Genomic DNA, 19,609 nt, shown 5'->3' on the forward strand with positions numbered 1-19,609 from the left:
ATGGAGTTAATTGAATTGCGCAATAAAGATAGCTTATCTTAAAATTTGTACTTTCGTTTTATGCAGAAATTGTTGACTTATTTCCTCCTGACTTTAATCATTTTGGCATGTAAAAAAGAAGTGAAACCTGATGTTATTGATGATACTTCGACACAGTTTGTTTCTTTTCCGAATAGGCCTGAAATACAAAATTTAAATCCAGAAGCCCAAGCAGTCTTAAGTAAATGGCCTGAATTTCAAGAATTTCAAAATAGTTTTGAAGTGATGTACCGAGCTCAAAATAATGAAGACTTAGTATTGGCAATAGATGATTTATTGGTAAAGGAAAAAGCCTTGAGAGATGGTACATACCCAGAGGAATTTGATAAATTACAAATTAAGAGCAGGCAAAAAGTACTGCGGACATTTCTGCTGAAAATGAGAGCTAGTTTAGCAGAAAAAACTGCTATAGATGAGCCTATAAAACAAATGTTGGTTGCCAGAAACGCATTCCGAGACCAATTCAATATCATTGTCAGCAATAAGTTGGACACTAAATTAATTCTAGATGAAAATTAGACTGATAATCACTCTGCTATTTTTTGGTAGTACCGCTCTTTTTGCTCAAGATATTGAAAAAGAAGCTATCAGCAGTGTATTGGATGCATGGCACAAAGCAGCGGCTGATGCAGATTTTGAGACCTATTTTGATAACATGACCAAAGATGGTGTGTTTTTAGGTACCGATGCTACAGAGAATTGGCAAAATCAAGAGTTTAAAGATTTTTCCAAACCTTATTTTGATAAGGGCAAAGCTTGGAGCTTCACAGCTGTGGAACGCAATATCTATATAAATAAAGCTAAAGATTTTGCGTGGTTTGATGAGCTTTTGGATACGCAGATGAAACTCTGTAGGGGTTCTGGCGTATTGCAAAAGGTAGATGATACCTGGAAAATTGCCCATTATGTTTTGTCCATTGCCGTACCAAACGAAAATGTAGCGGAACTAATTTCAATAAAAAAAGAATTCGACAGTATTTTGACAAAAAAGCTAAAGGAAAAGTACTAGCTACTTTGTTTCTGAAACTGAAAACTTGGGGGGAGATTGCCATAATACGTTTACAATCATCCATTTTCCATTTTCTTTCATTAAGCTCAAATAATCAATACCCCAAACAGCTGTGACTTTGGCACTCGCCGTTTTATCGGAAACTTCAAAAATTACTACTTCTTTGGGAGAATTCGCGTCTGTTCTACTTCCGTCACTATTCCATCTTTTAGCTAAATTTATAAGCTTGTCAAAAGGCATTTCCAGTTGCTTGGAATAAACCTCTTCCTTATCCTTAAAAAAGAATCCTGTTTTACGAACACTTTTGTGTACACTTCTGTACGCAAGAGTAGTATCCGCTTGGTAGAAAGTGTTAATGTAATCCAGGCATGCGGCTTTCACGTTTTCAATTTCGGCATCAGAGTTTTGGGCACTTATGGTGCTAATTGTAAATAGAAAAGATAGTAGAAGAAAAATACGTTTCATGTTGCTATTTTTTGGTTGTTGTTTAAAGATAATTGAAGATTTTATGCAATAGTCAAAATGTAGTGTTAAACTTTAAACCTCAATAAGTTGTATAGAAAAAGGGGCTATTTTAGCCCCTTTTTCTATTAGCAAGTAAAGAAATATTTTACTCTTCAGTTTTCGCTGCTTCTTTTCTGGATTCCAAGGCTTGCTTGCTCAAACTGGCCAAATTGAAATTTGGATCAATTTCTAGGGCTTCATCCATTAAAGCAATGGCTGCATCAATATCATTTTTATCTTTGTTGAATTGCCATAATCCTTTTAAATGAGTAAAGGCAGCTTTTAGAGGTACTTCATAGGGTTGTTGGCGCTCATAGAAAGCATATTTCATATCGTCCTTGGAATTGGTCAATCCGTATTCTATATGGCTTGCTGCACCATCATTATCACCAACTTGTATTTTTAAATCTGCCAGCTCATAGGCTGCATAAGCTGTTGGATTTCGTTTGAACATACTTTCAAAATGGACAATAGCTCTTTTGGGTTGGTTCAACGCTTTGAGTGCAATTGCTTTAATCTGAATAGCTAAGTCGGAATCATTAGGACTGCTTTCAATACCAATAGTATTTAATGCCTGAAGGTTTTGGTTGTTCTTCATGTAAACATAGGCAAGTGTATCTCTACGTTGTTGTGAAGGCTCGAGAACGTTTAAGTGGGTAAGGGCATTAATTACGCCATTGACATCACCTTGTAATTTCATCTCTTTGTAGAATGCCTTATAATGGGACAACAAATCATTTTTTGTCTGTGCATTCCCTAAAACAATAGCAAAGAATGCCAGAAGTAGAAGATTTTTTTTCATTTGATTTCTTTTATAGTGCGGCAAAACTATAAAAATATTAGCTAATACGTTGTTAAAGAAAACCCTATGTTTTAAAACAAAAAAAGATGCTCATGGCATCTTTTTCATTAGCAATTTCAATTTTTTTAGATGGCCATGTAGGTAGTATCCTTATTGGCGTAATCTCTTAATAAGCGTGCATAGAAAGCTAAACTTTTCACATCTTTTTCCAAACAGGATTTTAGTAAAAGGCAAATATCTTTGAATGATAAATTTACGGGCAATGTGGTAATTACCAAGTTGACTTTCTTTGGGTCATATTCTTTATCACAGATAACAACATCCATATTTACCCTACGCCTATGATAGTCAATTATTACATCAGCTGCATTGTAATATTTTTTAAGAATCGCTGAATGCAATTCCTTCGATTTTTTTGAAATCACTGATTTTGAACAGCTATCCAAAATTAATCTTTCTGTTTCCATCAAAATCCGAGTACCCAGTCTTGAATTTTCCATAACTATACTTTTTTGCTTGCTACCATAAAGGTATATGTTTAAAACGTAAGTAATTGAAAATCAATATTATAATTAACTTAAAATACCCTTAATTGTTGTGAAAAACTACCGATATGTTGTGAATTAAGAGATTATTGAGGTGTACAGATAATTTAATTTATTAAGATAATTCTTACTAATAATACATTTTTTAACTATTTTATTAGAAGAAAATTCAAATTCAGGAGTGGGAAGTCCTCTTTTTGTGGCTTCGGTAGCATAATAATCCTTTTTTGTGGGGTGTAGCGGGTAAACTCCATTAAATATCGTATTCCAATAGTCTTTTTTAACTATTGTTGTTATCATTTGAATACAGTCATCTAAGTGGATAAGATTTACCAATGCCTCGCCATTTTTCAACCCTTTTTTTCCAGCAAGATGTTTTACTGGATGTCTATCCTCTCCAATTAGGCCCCCAAAACGGACAATGGTAGCATTGAGGCCCATGTTTTCCAAAAACAACTTTTCACTCTGTAATAATTGCCTTCCAGATTCGGTTTCCGGTTGGGGGATAGTCTCTTCAGTTACTTCCCCTTCTACATTTCCATAAACAGAGGTACTACTAACAAACACAATATTGGTAATGGAAGTCTTTAGGATTTCCTCTAAGAGTAGCTCCATTTTTGCTACATAGTCAGCTTTGTTACTACTTCTTAATCCTGGGGGGACATTAATTATCAATATATTTAAACCAGATAAAAAATCAGCTACATTTCCAGAAATACCATTCTCGTTAAGCTGAATTTTAAAACTTGTTATACCAGCTATTTCCAGCTTTTTTAATTTAGAATCAGAAGTTGTGGTTCCTTTTACGTCATACCCTAAGGCTAAAAAGTTCTTAGCCAATGGTAATCCAAGCCAACCACAGCCCATTACGCCAACTGTTCTAGTCAAAGCTCAAGGTTTTGGTGACCAAAATAGCATCATTTAAAACAAATGGCATAGGAATACTGGTTTTTGGTCGTTCAGGTACTGAAAATTGTTTGTTGGTCAGTAAATCGTTTGAAGCTTCAAAGAAAGTGAGTTCTAAAAGTTCATCTTTTGGTATTCGCAGATCTATTTCAGTAAAGTCATTATCCGAAATATAATGAGTAATTAGTTTACCATATCTCCTATTCTCCAAAAAATAGTCAGAGAGTTGAATATTGTTTATTGTAGCGCTGTTTAAGGTTGCCTCATTTGTGAAAACCTCAAGCCTATTAACATCTCGTTGCGGGGTAATACATAGAGAAATTACCCTTTCAGAACCAGTAATTGAATCATGTACTACATCAATTTTTGGTGCTTCTATGGCTTTAGGTTCAGTATCGGATACAAAAGTAAATCCTGTACTATATTTACTACTTAATATTTTGGAACCATTTTTAGAAACTGGTTTTTTCTTTTCTTTTAGGAATTGACCATTCCAAGCAATAGGTCTATTGTCATAAGTAGCCCATTTGGCAGTATTTTCATCAGCATCATAAACGTACAACAGACTACTTGGTTTTGGTTTGCTCTCTGAAAAACCTGAATTAAGATGTGCTGAAATGCCAAATATGGCAAAAAGGATAAATGCTAAAATAGTTAACCGAACAGGATTCTTTATCTGTTTAAAAAGAGGTAATACTATAAAATAGAGCAGGGTTACAAAAATAGTAGCTGCGGCCATCATTTTTAGACCTAAACCAACTGGAAACATCTTTATAAAAGGGGCATATATAAAAATTCCTGGAAGGGCAAAAAACAAAAGGAGCAAGGCGTTTGGCTTTTCTTGTTTGATACAGACCATAAATGCAGCTAACAGACCAAAGACAGGAACGATAAAAAAGCTAGCCCCTTCTAAATAATTGGAAACCAGACCACAAATAATTAGCCAAATTACTATTGGTGCAACCAATAAGTTAGGGGTATTAATTTTTTTAAACCTGTTATAAACCCAAAAACAAACACCCATGGCCAAGAACGCCATTTCTATGATATAGGTATGCCCATTATAGGTAAACCCATGGAGCATGTCCTTGTAATCTGGGTACCACCATTTAAGTGCTGGCCAGCTTAAGTACCCAAATAAACCATTGAGAAGTAATACTAGTACCAATGGAACAAAACCTAAAAAGACAGATTTTACATCAAGCAACTTATTCTTAAACCCTAAAATCAATAACCCTATAAATAGTAAAATAGCGAGACCAAACATGGGCCAAATCCATTCAAAAGGATAAGAAATCAACCTAAAAAAAGGTACATTAAAGTAGATATAATCATCAAGACTTTTAAGATTATTTAAGTCCGCATCACTAAAATGATTTAATAATGGCACTAGATAGCTGCTTTGGTGCACCAGTGAATTACGGTCCATCCGCTCAAAATTATCAAGTGCGGTATGATAATCATAGTGGTCGTCAATAAACGCAAAATTAAACCCCTCAATATCACCATCTTCTCTAAAAACGGTTAAATCTGTATCGTTGGGCAGCATCTTATAAATACTATAGGCCAAGGAATTAGCTACAGGGTATTCTGGATTTGCTTTAGTAAACTCCTTAATTAAATTTCCATTTCCCCTATTGGTTTCAATTAACATATAACTAGGGCCACCACTTCCCCTCGCTTCAAAATTTAAAACAAGCCCTACATCTTTTGCCCATGGGTGCTTGTTCACAAATAAGTCCGCTCCATTGAGCCCAAGTTCTTCAGCGTCGGTAATCAATATGATAATATCGTTCTTAGGCGTTTTATTTTTGGCTAAAAAAGCCCTAACACCCTCTAAAATTGTAGCGACTCCACTTGCGGCATCACTAGCTCCAAAAGAAGAATGTGGATTGCTATCATAATGGGATAATAACAATAGCGCTTTGCTATCTCCAGAACCTTTAATACGGGCCAATACATTGGTAGCCTTACTTAAGTTAGCCCAGTCACCAGCGGTATAACCTTCTTGGGTGGTAGTCTCCAAACCCATATTTTTTAAGGTTGAAATGACATAGCTCAAGGTATTGGAATGTCCCTTAAAGCCAACTGCATGCGGTTGTAGGGAAAGTTGTTTTACATGGTTGAGCGCGTTCTCAGTAGAAAAGCCCGATTCGGAAACTGATGCTTTAGCATCATATGCAGGCATTAGGGACTTGAAACTATAATAAATAGCCAATGCAAGAAGCAATAGGGCAAGTGTTCTTGTAAATTTCATAAAGTGGATTAGTTGTCGTATAAATGTATGAAAATATGTAAGCTTAATGTATTTGGACGTAAAAATTCACTTAAATCGTTAAAAATCACTAACTTTAGTAATCAACCTAAAATGTAAATAGTATGGCAATCAAGAGTTTTCAAGGGGTAAGAGCAAAGACGACAGGGAAGAAAGAATACGATGCTGCTATTTTAGTGTCCGACTACATGACCAAGAAATTGGTGACCTTTTCGCCAGAACAATCTATTTTAGAAGTTATGGAAGCTTTTGCCAAACACCACATTTCTGGTGGGCCTGTAATGGATAATAATGGATTTTTAGTAGGTATTATTTCTGAAGCGGATTGTATGAAACAAATTTCGGAGAGTCGCTATTTTAATCAACCAATTTTAGATAAGAGCGTTGAGCGCTTTATGACCAAAAACGTAGAGACTATTCCCCACGATATGAGCATATTTGATGCTGCAGGTGTTTTTGATAGGCATAATAGAAGAAGACTTCCGGTTATGAAAGATGGTATTTTGGTAGGGCAAATCAGTAGAAAAGATATTGTAATAGCTGCACTGAAACTAAGTGGTCAAAACTGGAAGTAAATTGTTACTCCCGTTTTACAATCATATAATAATCATTGTCTAAAGGAAGATATCCTAAATCATATACAAAGAAGTAGGTGGTTCCTTTTTTTGTGGTGTACACATTGGTGATGTACTCAAAATCGAACCCTTTATCCATTAAACGGGTCTTGGTGGTTCTTGTTTTTCCTTCTTTTAATTCAAAGTTATCCAAAATACGATAGTTCTTTCTAAGGCGGTTATTGATGTTCCGAACTAGGTTTTTACTGTCTTTGTTGATTTTGTTGTTATATGCGTTTCGACAGTAATCAGAGCAGAATTTTTTATCAATTCTACCTTTAATTTCTTCTCCGCATTCCAAACATTTTTTTAACTCCATAGTAAACTACTCTATAACAATATCGTACTTTTTCAATAAACCCATCACACTATCAACACTAAAACGAGCTTTTTTAATCTGATTGTTTTCAGGATTCAAGACTAAATTTAAAGCACTCGTAAAATCCACTTTAGTAAGGATAGTATTATCAAAAATAGTTTTATCAAGATTGCAATTGGGAAATGAAGAAGAAGTCAAATCAGCTTCTGTAAAATCAGTTTCTAAAAGACTACATTCTTTGAATAAGGTATTTTTTAGTCTCAATTGAAAAAAAGAAGCAAAATCTAATTGGCAATTATCAAACCGTAGTGAGAGTAAAGAATCATTCAAATCTTCAAACCGCAAACCAATAAGTTTACATTCTTTAAAAACGACATCGTTAAAAATAGTGTGTTTGATATTGGTGTTACTTAAATCACAAGCTAAAAACTCACATTCCGTAAAATGATGATTATCTAAATATCCATTTTGAAATTGACATGTATCAAAAATACATTCTTGATATTCTGCTCTCCTTAAACGAGTCTTTGAATAATCTTCATTTTTAAAATGCTTATTCGTTACAAACGGGTTATCCATTATTCTTTGGTTAAAATTAAGGCAGGTAGGTTTAGGGATTTAAACATATCATTGTAAGCAGTCATTTCTGTACCAACAATTGCATTTTTTTCTTGATTAAATTTTTGCCAAGCCGCTAATAAATCTTGTAAACGTTCTTTTGCACCAGCAGTTACTTTTGGCTCTGCTACGTCTACAAAGCCTTTTAGATGAAGCAAATCTGCATTTAGTTGATTGTTGAAATTAATAACATCTTGAAAGGTTTTTTGCTTTGGTTGAATTAGGTTTTTTTCCCAAGTGGTAATTCGTTTTTCTAAAACTTCTCCCTTTTCAAGCAATTCCTTAGCAGCTTCATTATCCTTCAATAATTTCTGATAATTCTTTAATTGTGTTTTTGCAGAACGCATTTGATTTACAGCTTCATGCATTTCTCTTACGGTACCATCAATTGTTTGTAAGACTTGCGTTTGTTCTGCATAGTCCGATGAAGTAGCATCAATAGCAGGATTGGATAAAATGGTGGCTGCAGTTTCAACAACTTCATCTTCTAAAATCAAACGAAGTGTGTAAGTGCCTGGAGCTACACGATGTCCATTTGAGTTTCCAAAAACAAATACATTTTTTATACTTGGTAATGCTTCTGTTCTAAAGTCCCAAGTGAAGCGATTATACCCCTTTTTACTAGGTAGGACTTGTGGTTTAGATGGTCCACCTGCCCATGATTTAAAGTCTTTTGGTTTTTGATTTGTGTAACTGCGGATTACTTTCCCTTTACTAAGAATTTCTAATTTTAGTTCTGTAGAATCTAACTTACTCGGGAGATAATAATCAATAGTTACCCCAGATTTTGGGTTTTGCCCCAATCCCGGAACGGGTTTGTCTTGACTGCCACCAAAGATTCTATAACTTGGTTTTGGTTGCACAATTTTTAGTTTTTCTGAAGTGTCAAAACTATTTTGGATAGCACCTACATCATCTAAAATCCAGAAAGACCTTCCTGCGGTTGCCACAACCAAATCGTTGTCTTGTATGGTCAAATCATTAATCGGTACTACCGGTAAATTTAACTGAAATTTTTGCCAGTTTTGACCATCATCTAAGGATAGATACATCCCAGTTTCTGTGCCAGCATATAAAAGGCCTTTTTTCTTTTTGTCCTCACGAACTGTACGCACAAAAGTATGTTTGTCCGTTATACCATTGGTAATTTTGGTCCAAGTTTGCCCATAATCCATAGTCTTAAAGATATAGGGCTTTAAATCCATAGACTTATAGCGCATTACAGCTACATAAGCAGTGGCGGGATTATGAGGCGAAACCTCAATACTATTGATGATACCATTGCCAATGTTGGGAGGTGTAATATCCGTCCAATTAGTACCACCATTTTTAGTAATATGAAGTAGGCCATCATCACTACCTGCATAAAGCACGCCCTGCTCATGAGGTGATTCCACCAAATACATTAAGGTGTTATAGTTTTCACCTCCTGCACCTTCGTTGGTGTAAGGGCCACCACCAGGGCCTTGTTTGTCTTTTTCGTTACGGGTTAAATCTGGACTGATGATATCCCAACTTTGTCCACCATCAGTAGTCTTAAAAACAACGTTTCCTGCATGATATATTGTATTTCGGTCATGTGGAGAGCTTATGATAGGAGCATTCCAATTGTATCTAAACTTAAAATCTTTTGGGAGTTTACCCAATCCCAATTCTGGGTATTCTTTTATAGGTTTTACTTCTCGCGAAGCCTTTACCCACTTTTCAATAATACCTTGGTAGCAACCACCATAAACAACCTCAGGGTTGTCTGGATTAAAAGCAAGGTAGGCACTTTCACACCCTGCTACGGAATACCAATCTTTCCAATCTATTCCAGCATCCTTGGTGCGACTAGCAATAGCAATAGCGGAATTATCCTGCTGACCACCATACACATTGTAAGGCACTAGATTATCTGTAATTACGCGGTAGAACTGAGAAGTTGCCTGATTTTGTTGCGTGCTCCAGCTTTTACCGCCGTTGTTGGAGATGTTTGCTCCACCATCATTGGAATTGATCATTTTGGAATTGTCATTTGGGTTAATCCATAAATGATGATTGTCGCCATGTGGAGTAGATAGGGGTTTAAAAGACCTACCGCCATCGATGGATTTGGTTACTGGCGCATTTAAAACATACACTACGTTCTCGTCTTGTGGGTCAGCAAAAATCTCCATGTAGTACCAAGAGCGGGCAATATTTATACGGTCTTTATTTACTTGTTTCCATTTTTTACCTGCATCATCACTTCTATAGACCCCACCTTTTGTACCTTCCGCTTCAATCACGGCAAAAACCAATTCCGAATTCGCCCTGGAAACCGAAATACCAGCTTTGCCAAATGCTGCCGGAAGTCCCTCCTTTAACTGCTTCCAAGTGGTTCCACCATCTGCAGATTTATAAATACCCGAGGAGGCACCACCAGATTCCATTAGCCATGGATAGCGTCTGTGCTGCCACATAGCTGCATAGAGAATCAGTGGATTGTTCATGTCCATGGAAAGGGAAGAAGCACCAGTAGTTGAATCTACAAACAGTACCCGTTCCCAACTAGCACCACCATTGGTTGAACGGTAAATACCCCTTTCCTCGGATGGACCGTACTGCGCACCTTGAGCAGCTACAAATAGTACATCTGGATTGTTAGGGTCAATGACAACGTCAGAAATATGCCTTGTTTCATCCAAACCAATGTGCTTCCATGTTTTTCCGGCATCGGTAGATTTGTAAACCCCATCACCCATAGAAGTCATTACACCACGGGCTGCATGCTCACCCATACCAGCTATAACAATATTTGGATTGCTTTCAGATACGGCAATAGCCCCAACAGTGCCTGTGTTTAACTGTCCGTCAGAAATGTTTTTCCAAGTAATGCCGTCATCAGTTGTTTTATAAATTCCGCCACCAACGGAACCCATGTAATAGGTCATTGGTTGTCCAACGACACCAGTTGATGTAACACTCCGACCACCACGAAAAGGACCTATGTTACGCCATTTAAGCCCAGAATACATACTATCATTTAAAACAATGCTTGGTGTTGTAGTCTTTCTTTTCCTTTTTTGAGCAGTAATACTAAGAGGGATAGTTAGCGCTATTACTAAGAGTAATTTTAAAATTTTCATTTGGTTGGAATTTGATATAGTAAGATACAAAGCTGGAGGATAAGACTAAAGAAATGTTAAATTTAATTTTATTTGGAACAATCGTTCTGTTATTGATATATTTGTATTGGAATGATTATTCCAAATAAAATATTATTAAAACATATATCATGAAAAAATTAGAAAACAAAGTAGCAATAGTAACGGGTGCAACAAGCGGAATGGGCTTACAAACAGCAAAGCTTTATTTGGCAGAAGGAGCAAAAGTGGTTTTAACAGGAAGAAGTCAAGAAAAACTTGATGCATTAAAATCTGAGTTAAAAGGTGATTATCTTTTAGTTAAGGCAGAGGCAAGTAGTGTTACAGATAGTGAAAAACTGATTGAAACAACTGTAGCTGCTTTTGGTAAAGTAGATGTACTTTTTTTAAATGCAGGAGTTTTTAGGGTAGAGACCATAGATAGATTAACCGAAGAAATTTTTGATGAGGTGTATAACATTAATGTTAGAGGTCCGCTTTTTACAGTTAAATCAGCTTATGACCATTTGAATGAAGGCGCGAGCATAATTTTCAATACATCGGTAGCCGGTGTTAAAGGTTTTGGCGGAATGGCAACTTACGGTTCTAGCAAAGCTGCATTACGCTCTTTAACTAGAACTTTGGCTTCTGAATTTGGACCAAAGGGAATTCGTGTCAATGCAATCTCGCCAGGACCCATCGACACTCCTATTTATGGAAAGCATAATGCGCCACAAGAAAATATTAATGAAATGGCTTCCAACTTACCGTCATTGGTGAGCTTAGGGCGTTTCGGGACAGCTGATGAAATTGCAACTACGGCATTATTTTTAGCTTCTTCAGATAGCAGCTATATTACAGGAGCTGAGATTCCTGTGGATGGTGGATTGGCGCAAGTTTAATTTTTTAAATAAATTTGGAACAATAATTCCAATATGCCACGCACCAAACAATTTGATAAGCAAGAAGTATTAGAAAAGGCAATGGAACTCTTTTGGGAAAAAGGGTTCCATGCTACTTCAATACAAGATTTGGTTACCAGTTTAGGGATTAATAGGGCAAGCTTATATGATACTTTTGGAGGTAAAGAAGCTCTTTTTGAGTCTGCCTTTCAATTGTATAGACAAATAAGCACCAAACATATTCAGCAAATATTTGAATCCGAACCAAATGTAAAACAAGGGTTCAAAGTTTTATTTGAAAAAGCGATTGAAGAGTCCACAAATGATATATGTAAAAAAGGTTGCTTTGTTGTAAATACGACTACAGAGCTGATTCCCGGAGACGATAAAATTCAAAAAATCCTTCTCGAAAATAAAAATAATGCGGAAACATTATTCGCGGATTATGTGCAAAAAGGGATTGGCACTGGGCAAATAGATTCAACAAAAGAAGCAAGAGAAATAGGGTCTATGTTATTTACTTTGTTCAATGGCATTAGGGTATTGGCCAAAGTAGACACCAATCCTAATAAACTTAAAAAAGTGGTGAATTTAGGACTTTCAGTTTTGGATTAATTACTCCGAAATCTTGAATTTTACATTCACAGTGGATTCTACTTTTATTTTTTCAAAACCAATATCGAGTGGTTCTGGAGTAGATGCATCCATAGCCATAGCCTTCATCTCCATTCGTGGCTGATTATATCTTGGATAGTAAGGCTGAGAGTTGTCCACAATGTGTATGGCCATACCTACTTTTTGTCCAAGTGGTTTTGTTAGTGCCTCTGCTTTTAGTTTTGCTTTTTTAACAGCTCTTGATTTCAGCGTAAGCTCCAACTCATCCATTTTAGAATATTCAGTTCTTTCCAGATAGGTATTTGCGATATCTATATTTTCTAAAGCAGCCATTACTTTTCCAGCAGTTAAGCCGTCATAGACCAATAAGGAGTATTGCTTGCTTTTTAGAACTTCTTTGGAACGTAAAAAGTATTTCTTGTAATTGCTTGCTAAATCTTTTATGGTCAGTTGTTTATCAATATCGATTCCTAAACTCTTTAGACTTTGAGCCATTTTGTTTTCCTGCTCTTCCACGGATTTTCTGCCCTTGGAATCCTTTTCTTTAATGGTAATGTTTAAATATATTTTATCTGGATTCACCAGAGTGTCTACCCTAGCTGAGGTCTCCAAATAAGAAACATCTAGAAAATTTGTTGATTGCGCCATTATTGTCGTTGTACTTATTATTAGAATTAGAAACACCTGTACTCTTTTCATGATACCATTTTTCTCAAAATTACTATTTTGTTTCTTACTAGTCGAAGAGTGTTTGTTGAAGATATCTTAAAAAGTGCTATTCATATAAAAAGGTTCTAATTGGCCCATAAATATCATATTTTTAAATATATGAGCAATATGTGGTTTTGTCTTAGTCTTTTAAAGTGTTTTCTGAGACGCCCTATTGGAATATTACTTTATTTTTTATTTACAACATCAACCGTCTCGGCGCAAAAAGGATTTTATGGGAAAGTAGCGGAGGATTACTACAGCTGGTTTGACGAACAGGTTGAAAAAGAGAGTCTGCCGTTGTACATAGGGATTGGCTATGTTGAGAAATACAAGGTGATAAATAAATATCATAAGTTTTTTAAATCTACTGGTTTTTTAAAAGGATCTTTAATCTATGACGGACAATTATATCCAGACTTAGAAATGAAATATGATTTGGATGAAGATTTAATACTATTGAACTTAAGAAATGGACAGCGGATAGTCCTTCTTCAACCAAACCAAGATAAAATAGAAAGGTTTGAGATTGATGGGAAGTACTTTATCCATATCAATGATGGTATATCGAAAGCTCGGGAGACTTCGGGTTATTATGAACTTCTTTACGAAGGCACCAATCTTCAATTGCACGAAAAGCACACAAAAAAGAGATTTGAGCGTAAAGGAAGGAAGTCACTTTATTATGAATTTAAAAGTAGGAATAAGAACTACCTCTTTTATAAGGGAGAGCACTATGTACTGAAAGATAGAAAGGATTTTGAAAATGTATTTCCAGAATTTAAACGGGAAATACAAGGGTACTCTAAAAAGCGGTTTCCAAAAGAAAATAGGCACGCACATCTTATAACAATATCAAGAAGGATAGACGAGTTGATCAATAAATTAAAAGTTGGTCCATGAAAAAACCGCTCCTTCTTTTACTTTTAATAATGTCCCTTTTTGTCAGCGCACAAAAAGAATCAGTAAAAATAAGTGTTCGCTTTTCCAAAACTCCCATTGAAGAAGCATTGCAACAAATAACACAACAAACCGAATATAGGTTTTACTATGTGCCTAATTGGTTGCATGGCCTTACCGTTTCAGGTAATTTTGAGGATGTTGAAATTAAAGAGCTGTTGGAGCAGTTATTTGATAAAACAATCATCAATTTTTACATTTTTAAAGATGATAGAATTGCGCTCACCCGTAATAATATTATCTACGATAGACTCCCAGAGGGCTTTTTTGGAGCCCAGCAGAAAACTGCAGAGGTAGCATCTGCCAAGACTAAGATTAGAAGGCAAAGTCCCAATCCTGTTTTTTTGGACAAGCAAGATGTGACGGACACCATAAATGTAGAGACGGTTAGAATTGGAAAGGAAAATCCCATGGAAACAATGCAATTTAAATTGAACGGTTATGTAAGGAACAAAGTAACTGGCACGCCTATAGTTGATCTTTCCATAATTATTAGGGGTAGCGGTAAAGGCACAACTACAGATGAGAACGGCTATTATGAACTGGAGCTTTCGCCTGGATTAAATATGGTAGAAGCTCGTTCACTAGGTTTTCAAACAGTCCTCAAGAACATTGTTATTTACAATGACGGACAATTTAATTTTGAACTTAACGAAAGTGTGGAGCGTCTGGAAGAAGTAGTGGTCAGTGCGGAAATTGACAAAAATGTAGAAGAGGTGACCATGGGAACAATAGAAATTTCATCAGAAGAGACGAAAACGGTACCAGTGGTTTTGGGAGAACGGAATCTTCTAAAAATTGCCACAACATTACCCGGAGTCACAAGTGCAGGTGAAGGAGCAACCGGTTTTAATGTGAGAGGTGGCAGCGCAGATCAGAACTTGGTGATTATGGATGGTGGGGTCATTTATAATCCCACCCATTTCTTTGGAATTTTTCAGGCATTAAATCCGTTTACTATAGAAGACCTTAAAATCTATAAAGGAAGCATTCCGGCAGAATACGGAGGTCGCCTTTCTTCTGTTTTTGAGATTACAAATAAAGATGCCAATACAGAGGAGTTTGCTGGTGAAGCCTCCATAGGTCCGGTTACGAGCAATATTGCATTGGAAATTCCCCTAATCAAAGAAAAATCATCCCTGCTTTTAGGAGGACGGGGTTCTTATTCCGATTGGATTCTTAGGTCCTTGGATGAAGAGTCACTTAATAATAGTCAGGCCTCGTTCTACGATATTATTGGTAAGTACAAGCATACCATAAATGAAAACAATGAGCTCAGGGTTTCAGGCTATTACAGTCTAGATGCCTTCAGCATTACCTCGGACTCCCTTTACAAATACAGTAACAAACTTCTTTCTGCAAATTGGAACCATAAGTTCAACGAAAAAAATGTAGGTACCTTTCTGGCAACCCATAGCGGCTATGAGTTTAACATAGACTTTGATGGGGAATCCAATACGGATTTCAAGTTTGGCTATCGGTTGAACGAAACGCTTTTAAAGCTGAAAATGAAATACCTCCATAACAACAACCATGAATTTGATTACGGAATTTCGACCAAACTCTATGCCATAAGGCCTGGAGAAATTCAGCCCCGGGGTAGTGAATCCATTATAAATCCTCTGAACATCCCAAAGGAGAAGGGCCTTGAATCTGCAGTTTTTGTTTCTGATACTTATAAGTTCAGTGAAAAACTTTTATTCAATATAGGACTTAGGTATTCCTTTTTCTTTGGATTGGGACCTTCTTTACAGCGGATTTATGAAGAAAACGCCCCAAGAAACGAAGGTACGCTGGTTGAAAACAGAGAATATGACAATAATGAGATTTTTCAAACCTATTCTGGGCCAGAGGTAAGGGTTTCCGGCCGCTATTTTTTGGGGAAGGATTTTTCGGTTAAAGCGGCATATAACAGTACCTACCAATACATACACACTTTGTCAAACAATACCACGGTGTCTCCCATAGACACTTGGAAACTGTCAGATATAAACATTGAACCACAAAGAGCGCACCAATACGCTTTGGGATTTTTTAAAAACATAGATGGTAATGCCTATGAGTTGAGTTTGGAGGGCTACTATAAACGTTCAAACAACAACTTGGATTTTAAGGTCGGTGCAGACCTACTGCTCAATGAGACTATTGAAACCGAAGTCATTCAAGGAGAGGGCAAGGCATATGGTATTGAGCTCTTGGTAAGGAAAAACCAAGGTAAGTTCAATGGTTGGTTGGGGTATTCTTATGCAAGATCTTTTATAAAAATGGATAGTCAATTTGCTGAGGAAAGGGTAAATAATGGAGATTATTTTCCAACCAATTTTGACAGACCGCATGATTTTAGTCTAGTGACCAATTATAAGTTTACTAGGCGCTTTAGTCTTTCTGCCAATTTTGTATATCAGACCGGAAGGCCAGTCACCTACCCGGTAGGAACTTACACCTATCAAGGAACGGAATATGCCTTTTACAGTGACCGTAACAAGTTCAGAATACCGGATTTCTACAGGTTGGACCTTAGCTTCAACGTTGAAGGAAATCATAAACTAAAGAAGTTAGCGCATAGTTTTTGGAACATTTCTGTGTATAATGTCTTGGGGCGTAACAACCCATATTCAGTATTTTTTGTTACGGAACAGGGAGAGATAAAAGCCTTGAAGAGTTCAATCTTTGCCATTCCCATACCTACGATAACTTATAATTTTAAATTTTAAAAAAACTTGAGTTTGAGATTACCAATCACTAAATATTATTTCATTATTCTAGGCATTATCTTAATGATTGGCTGTGTGGAGCCTTTTGATGCCACTACTGAGGATTTTGAAAGTGTTTTGGTCATTGATGCGGTAATCACCAATGAAGTAAAACAGCAGAAGGTACAACTTAGTCGGACATATAGGTTTGAGGAAGAGCTGATAAACGAAAGTGGGGCAACGGTAATAGTCTCAGCTGATGGTCAGGAGCTACATACGTTTACGGAAAACGAGCCTGGGATTTACCTTTCTACAACGGAATTTGCGGTACTGCCAAATGTCAACTATCAACTCTCCATCACCACTCGGGATGGAGGCTCTTACATCTCTGATGAAGTGACATTAACCCAAAATGTTGGTATAGATGATTTGAATGCTACGGTGATAACTGATGATTTGAATGGTGAAGGAGTTGGTATTTTATTGGATGCTTATGACCCAACAGGCAATTCAGGGTATTACAGGTTTGAATATGAAGAAACCTTTAAAATTATCGCACCTTTTTGGAATCCCCGAGACTTGGCGGTTGTTTCAGAGAATCCACCCGTTTTTGAATTTGAACCAAGGCCTAGAGGACAGCAGGTGTGCTACAATACCCAGCGTAACCTTGGTCTTATTTTGGCAAATACAACAGGTTTCTCAGAAGATAGATTGACAGATTTTGTCGTGCGGTTTATTCCAAGGAACAATTATATCATTTCCCATCGCTACAGTATTCTGGTAAGGCAATACGTAATATCAAGGGAAGCCCATGCCTTTTATGAGGCACTTAGTGAGCTATCTGGCCTTGAAAGTATCTTTTCTGAAAATCAGCCAGGCTTTATTCAAGGAAATTTCCGTGCGGACAATAATTTAAATGAAAGGGTGATAGGTTTTTTTGATGTTTCCTCTGTTTCTGAAGAAAGGATATTTTTTAATTATAGTGATCTTTTTCCAGACCAACCCCTTCCCGATTATCCTAATGATTGTACTGTTAGAGCTCCTTTAATAACCGAATTGGTCAATAGCGTTAAGAACAATACGATTAAATATTTCGGAGAGAATGATGACGAAGATGCCCCTCCAGGCACCCCATATAATACTGTGGTCAGAGCCTGTGGGGATTGTACGGCATTGGGTATAAGTGAACCACCAAGTTTTTGGATTGAGTAGTATGAGGGCAACAATTGTAATATTATTACTTATTTATGGTCTTTTAACGGACCACCAAGGTCTTTATCCCCAAAACGGGCAATCTTCTACATTTTCGGCAATGCCGCAAGAAAGGATGTATGTTCACTACAACACCTCACTTTTGTTTGTTGGGGAGTATTTGTACTATAAGGCCTATGTCCTCAATGAAAAAGCCACCAAGTTGAGCACCCTTAGTAAAGTGGCCTATGTAGAATTGGTGAATAAAGAAATGGAATCAATTTTTAAGCATAAGCTATTTTTGGAAAACAGTACTGGCCAAAGTGATTTTTTTATTCCTGCGGATATGCCTTCCGGGCATTACAAACTAATTGGATACACCCAATGGATGAGGAATGGAAATAAAGAAAATTTCTTTCAGGGTGATATCAGTATTATCAACCCTTACCAAAGTGCCCAGAGCGAAGTATTGCCAAAGCGCGGGTTGGATTCTATTTTCAATGACAATGATGAAAAGCAGGTTTCTTCTAAGGTACTTGTCCAGAATGAGCACAGTGAACCACTTTTTGGGCTGACTCTTGATAAAACTCGATATCTCAAGAGGGAAAAGGTTGTTCTTGGATTACGGAAAGGGAATGCCGGTTCTTTGGAAGGCAATTATTCCTTATCCATTAGAAAAATAGATACCATTGCTGTACCTTCAAAGGTATCTGCTATAGGTTTTACTCGAATTAAACACAAAACTGGTTCTAAAGATACCTCAAGCGATTTCTGGTTTCTTCCTGAGTTAAGAGGCGAGCTGATTTCTGGTAAAGTTTTAGCCAATGAGCAAAACCTTGCAAATAAAGATATGAATGTTGTCATTTCCATTCCTGAAGAAGAAGGGTTTCAATTAAAAGTAGCAACCTCGGATAGCCTTGGAAATTTTATTGTCAATCTAGATAAAAAATATACTGGAGAGAAAGCTCACGTTCAAGTCCTGAGTGATAAAAGGGCGAAGTATTCCGTAACATTGGACAAAACCATTCCATTGAACTATCCCGAAATGGAATATAGGGGCATCACTATTACACCAAGTATGGAAGAAATGATTGTGGAAAGGAGTGTCCATAACCAAATAGAGAACGGGTACTTTTCGGTGAAACCAGATTCCTTGGCTCCGCTTCCTGCAATTTTCCCCATTAAAAAAGAGATAATGACAACCTACAATCTGGATGACCATACACGCTTTTCTACAATTAGGGAAACGCTGGTTGAAGTTGTTGACCAGGTATGGACGAAAAGGATTGGACAGAACCAATCCCTATTTCAAATTTTACCATATCAATATGACTTTCAATTAATGGATTTTCCGCCCTTGGTATTAATGGACGGTATTCCTATTCAAGATCATGCTCAACTCGCTGAATATAATGCTAGGGACGTGCAGCACATATCATTCTTAAGGGACAAATATGTGGTTGGTCCCAAGATTTTTCAGGGTGTTTTGAACTTTGAAACCATAGACCATGACTACGTTCCTTATTACATGGGAAGTCATGGCTTATTTGTAGATATTGTACCACCGGAGCCCTTTAAAAAATATTACCAACAAAAGTATGATGGAACTGATACTAATGCAGATCAGTTACTGGATTTTAGATATCAATTGTTGTGGGAGCCAAATTTGAAGGTAAATAAGAGGGATGTTAGTGTTGAGTTTTACACATCGGACCTTGAAGGAGATTTTGAAATCACTTTGGAAGGATTTGCCAATGATGGGACTCCAGTTACATTGACAAAAACTTTTAACGTTAAATAAG

General features: G+C 36.6%; 18 protein-coding genes. 9 read left to right on the top strand and 9 right to left on the bottom strand.

Features of this window, described 5'->3' with window-relative positions; translation table 11 throughout:
- The first annotated feature begins 60 nt into the window (after positions 1-60).
- Both AACP56_RS08375 and AACP56_RS08380 read left to right on the top strand, forming a co-directional pair.
- Complete coding sequence (locus AACP56_RS08375; RefSeq protein WP_339338329.1) at positions 61-558, top strand: hypothetical protein; 498 nt, start codon at positions 61-63, stop codon at positions 556-558.
- The gene (locus tag AACP56_RS08380) at positions 548-1,048 is read left to right on the top strand and encodes a nuclear transport factor 2 family protein (RefSeq protein ID WP_339338327.1); all 501 of its coding nucleotides are present in this window, start codon (positions 548-550) and stop codon (positions 1,046-1,048) included. The genes AACP56_RS08375 and AACP56_RS08380 overlap by 11 nt, the downstream gene beginning before the upstream one ends.
- Here AACP56_RS08380 and AACP56_RS08385 read toward each other — a convergent pair whose 3' ends face one another.
- From AACP56_RS08385 to AACP56_RS08405, 5 genes are all read right to left on the bottom strand, one after another.
- A complete protein-coding gene (locus tag AACP56_RS08385) occupies positions 1,049-1,513 on the bottom strand; it encodes a nuclear transport factor 2 family protein (RefSeq protein WP_339338325.1) in 465 nt (154 codons plus the stop codon).
- A gap of 145 nt (positions 1,514-1,658) precedes the next feature.
- On the bottom strand, positions 1,659-2,354 hold the full coding sequence (locus AACP56_RS08390; protein WP_339338323.1) for a hypothetical protein: 696 nt from the start codon (positions 2,352-2,354) through the stop codon (positions 1,659-1,661).
- Between the two features lie 125 nt (positions 2,355-2,479).
- Positions 2,480-2,854, bottom strand: a complete 375-nt coding sequence (locus AACP56_RS08395; RefSeq protein WP_339338321.1) for a hypothetical protein — start codon at positions 2,852-2,854, stop codon at positions 2,480-2,482.
- Between the two features lie 123 nt (positions 2,855-2,977).
- Complete coding sequence (locus AACP56_RS08400) at positions 2,978-3,787, bottom strand: NAD-dependent epimerase/dehydratase family protein (RefSeq protein ID WP_339338319.1); 810 nt, start codon at positions 3,785-3,787, stop codon at positions 2,978-2,980.
- Positions 3,780-6,062: a M20/M25/M40 family metallo-hydrolase gene (locus AACP56_RS08405; RefSeq protein ID WP_339338317.1), complete on the bottom strand. Its 2,283-nt coding sequence runs from the start codon at positions 6,060-6,062 to the stop codon at positions 3,780-3,782. Before AACP56_RS08405 ends, AACP56_RS08400 begins: the two co-directional genes overlap by 8 nt.
- Before the next feature lie 122 nt (positions 6,063-6,184).
- On the opposite strand from AACP56_RS08405, the gene AACP56_RS08410 reads away from it, so the two are divergent.
- A complete protein-coding gene (locus AACP56_RS08410) occupies positions 6,185-6,655 on the top strand; it encodes a CBS domain-containing protein (protein WP_339338315.1) in 471 nt (156 codons plus the stop codon).
- A gap of 4 nt (positions 6,656-6,659) precedes the next feature.
- Here the strand turns inward: AACP56_RS08410 and AACP56_RS08415 are convergent, their stop codons facing one another.
- The 3 genes from AACP56_RS08415 to AACP56_RS08425 are packed head-to-tail and all read right to left on the bottom strand — an operon-like array spanning position 6,660 to position 10,741.
- On the bottom strand, positions 6,660-7,013 hold the full coding sequence (locus AACP56_RS08415; RefSeq protein WP_339338313.1) for a hypothetical protein: 354 nt from the start codon (positions 7,011-7,013) through the stop codon (positions 6,660-6,662).
- Between the two features lie 6 nt (positions 7,014-7,019).
- The gene (locus AACP56_RS08420; protein ID WP_339338311.1) at positions 7,020-7,592 is read right to left on the bottom strand and encodes a pentapeptide repeat-containing protein; all 573 of its coding nucleotides are present in this window, start codon (positions 7,590-7,592) and stop codon (positions 7,020-7,022) included.
- Positions 7,592-10,741, bottom strand: coding sequence for a VPS10 domain-containing protein (locus AACP56_RS08425; protein ID WP_339338309.1), 3,150 nt, complete (start codon positions 10,739-10,741; stop codon positions 7,592-7,594). Before AACP56_RS08425 ends, AACP56_RS08420 begins: the two co-directional genes overlap by 1 nt.
- A 149-nt stretch (positions 10,742-10,890) precedes the next feature.
- Between AACP56_RS08425 and AACP56_RS08430 the strand changes: the two genes are divergently transcribed.
- Together AACP56_RS08430 and AACP56_RS08435 are read left to right on the top strand one after the other, a co-directional pair.
- Positions 10,891-11,640 carry an SDR family NAD(P)-dependent oxidoreductase gene (locus tag AACP56_RS08430; protein WP_339338307.1) on the top strand — a complete coding sequence of 250 codons (750 nt, stop codon included), beginning with the start codon at positions 10,891-10,893 and terminating at the stop codon, positions 11,638-11,640.
- Positions 11,641-11,673: 33 nt separating this feature from the next.
- The gene (locus tag AACP56_RS08435; RefSeq protein WP_339338305.1) at positions 11,674-12,255 is read left to right on the top strand and encodes a TetR/AcrR family transcriptional regulator; all 582 of its coding nucleotides are present in this window, start codon (positions 11,674-11,676) and stop codon (positions 12,253-12,255) included.
- Here the strand turns inward: AACP56_RS08435 and AACP56_RS08440 are convergent, their stop codons facing one another.
- Entirely contained in the window at positions 12,256-12,954 is a 699-nt protein-coding gene (locus tag AACP56_RS08440) for an SIMPL domain-containing protein (protein ID WP_339338303.1), read from the bottom strand. It abuts the gene before it with no gap.
- Between the two features lie 99 nt (positions 12,955-13,053).
- Here AACP56_RS08440 and AACP56_RS08445 point away from each other — a divergent pair, with 99 nt between their 5' ends.
- The 4 genes from AACP56_RS08445 to AACP56_RS08460 are packed head-to-tail and all read left to right on the top strand — an operon-like array spanning position 13,054 to position 19,608.
- A complete protein-coding gene (locus tag AACP56_RS08445; RefSeq protein WP_339338301.1) occupies positions 13,054-13,866 on the top strand; it encodes a hypothetical protein in 813 nt (270 codons plus the stop codon).
- Positions 13,863-16,637: a TonB-dependent receptor gene (locus tag AACP56_RS08450; RefSeq protein WP_339338299.1), complete on the top strand. Its 2,775-nt coding sequence runs from the start codon at positions 13,863-13,865 to the stop codon at positions 16,635-16,637. The genes AACP56_RS08445 and AACP56_RS08450 overlap by 4 nt, the downstream gene beginning before the upstream one ends.
- Positions 16,638-16,649: 12 nt before the next feature.
- Positions 16,650-17,828 carry a DUF4249 domain-containing protein gene (locus AACP56_RS08455; RefSeq protein ID WP_339338297.1) on the top strand — a complete coding sequence of 393 codons (1,179 nt, stop codon included), beginning with the start codon at positions 16,650-16,652 and terminating at the stop codon, positions 17,826-17,828.
- A 1-nt stretch (position 17,829) separates the two neighbouring features.
- The gene (locus tag AACP56_RS08460) at positions 17,830-19,608 is read left to right on the top strand and encodes a hypothetical protein (protein WP_339338295.1); all 1,779 of its coding nucleotides are present in this window, start codon (positions 17,830-17,832) and stop codon (positions 19,606-19,608) included.
- Position 19,609 lies beyond the last annotated feature (1 nt).

The organism is Croceitalea sp. MTPC6, from assembly GCF_036985525.1.
GTDB lineage: Bacteria > Bacteroidota > Bacteroidia > Flavobacteriales > Flavobacteriaceae > Croceitalea.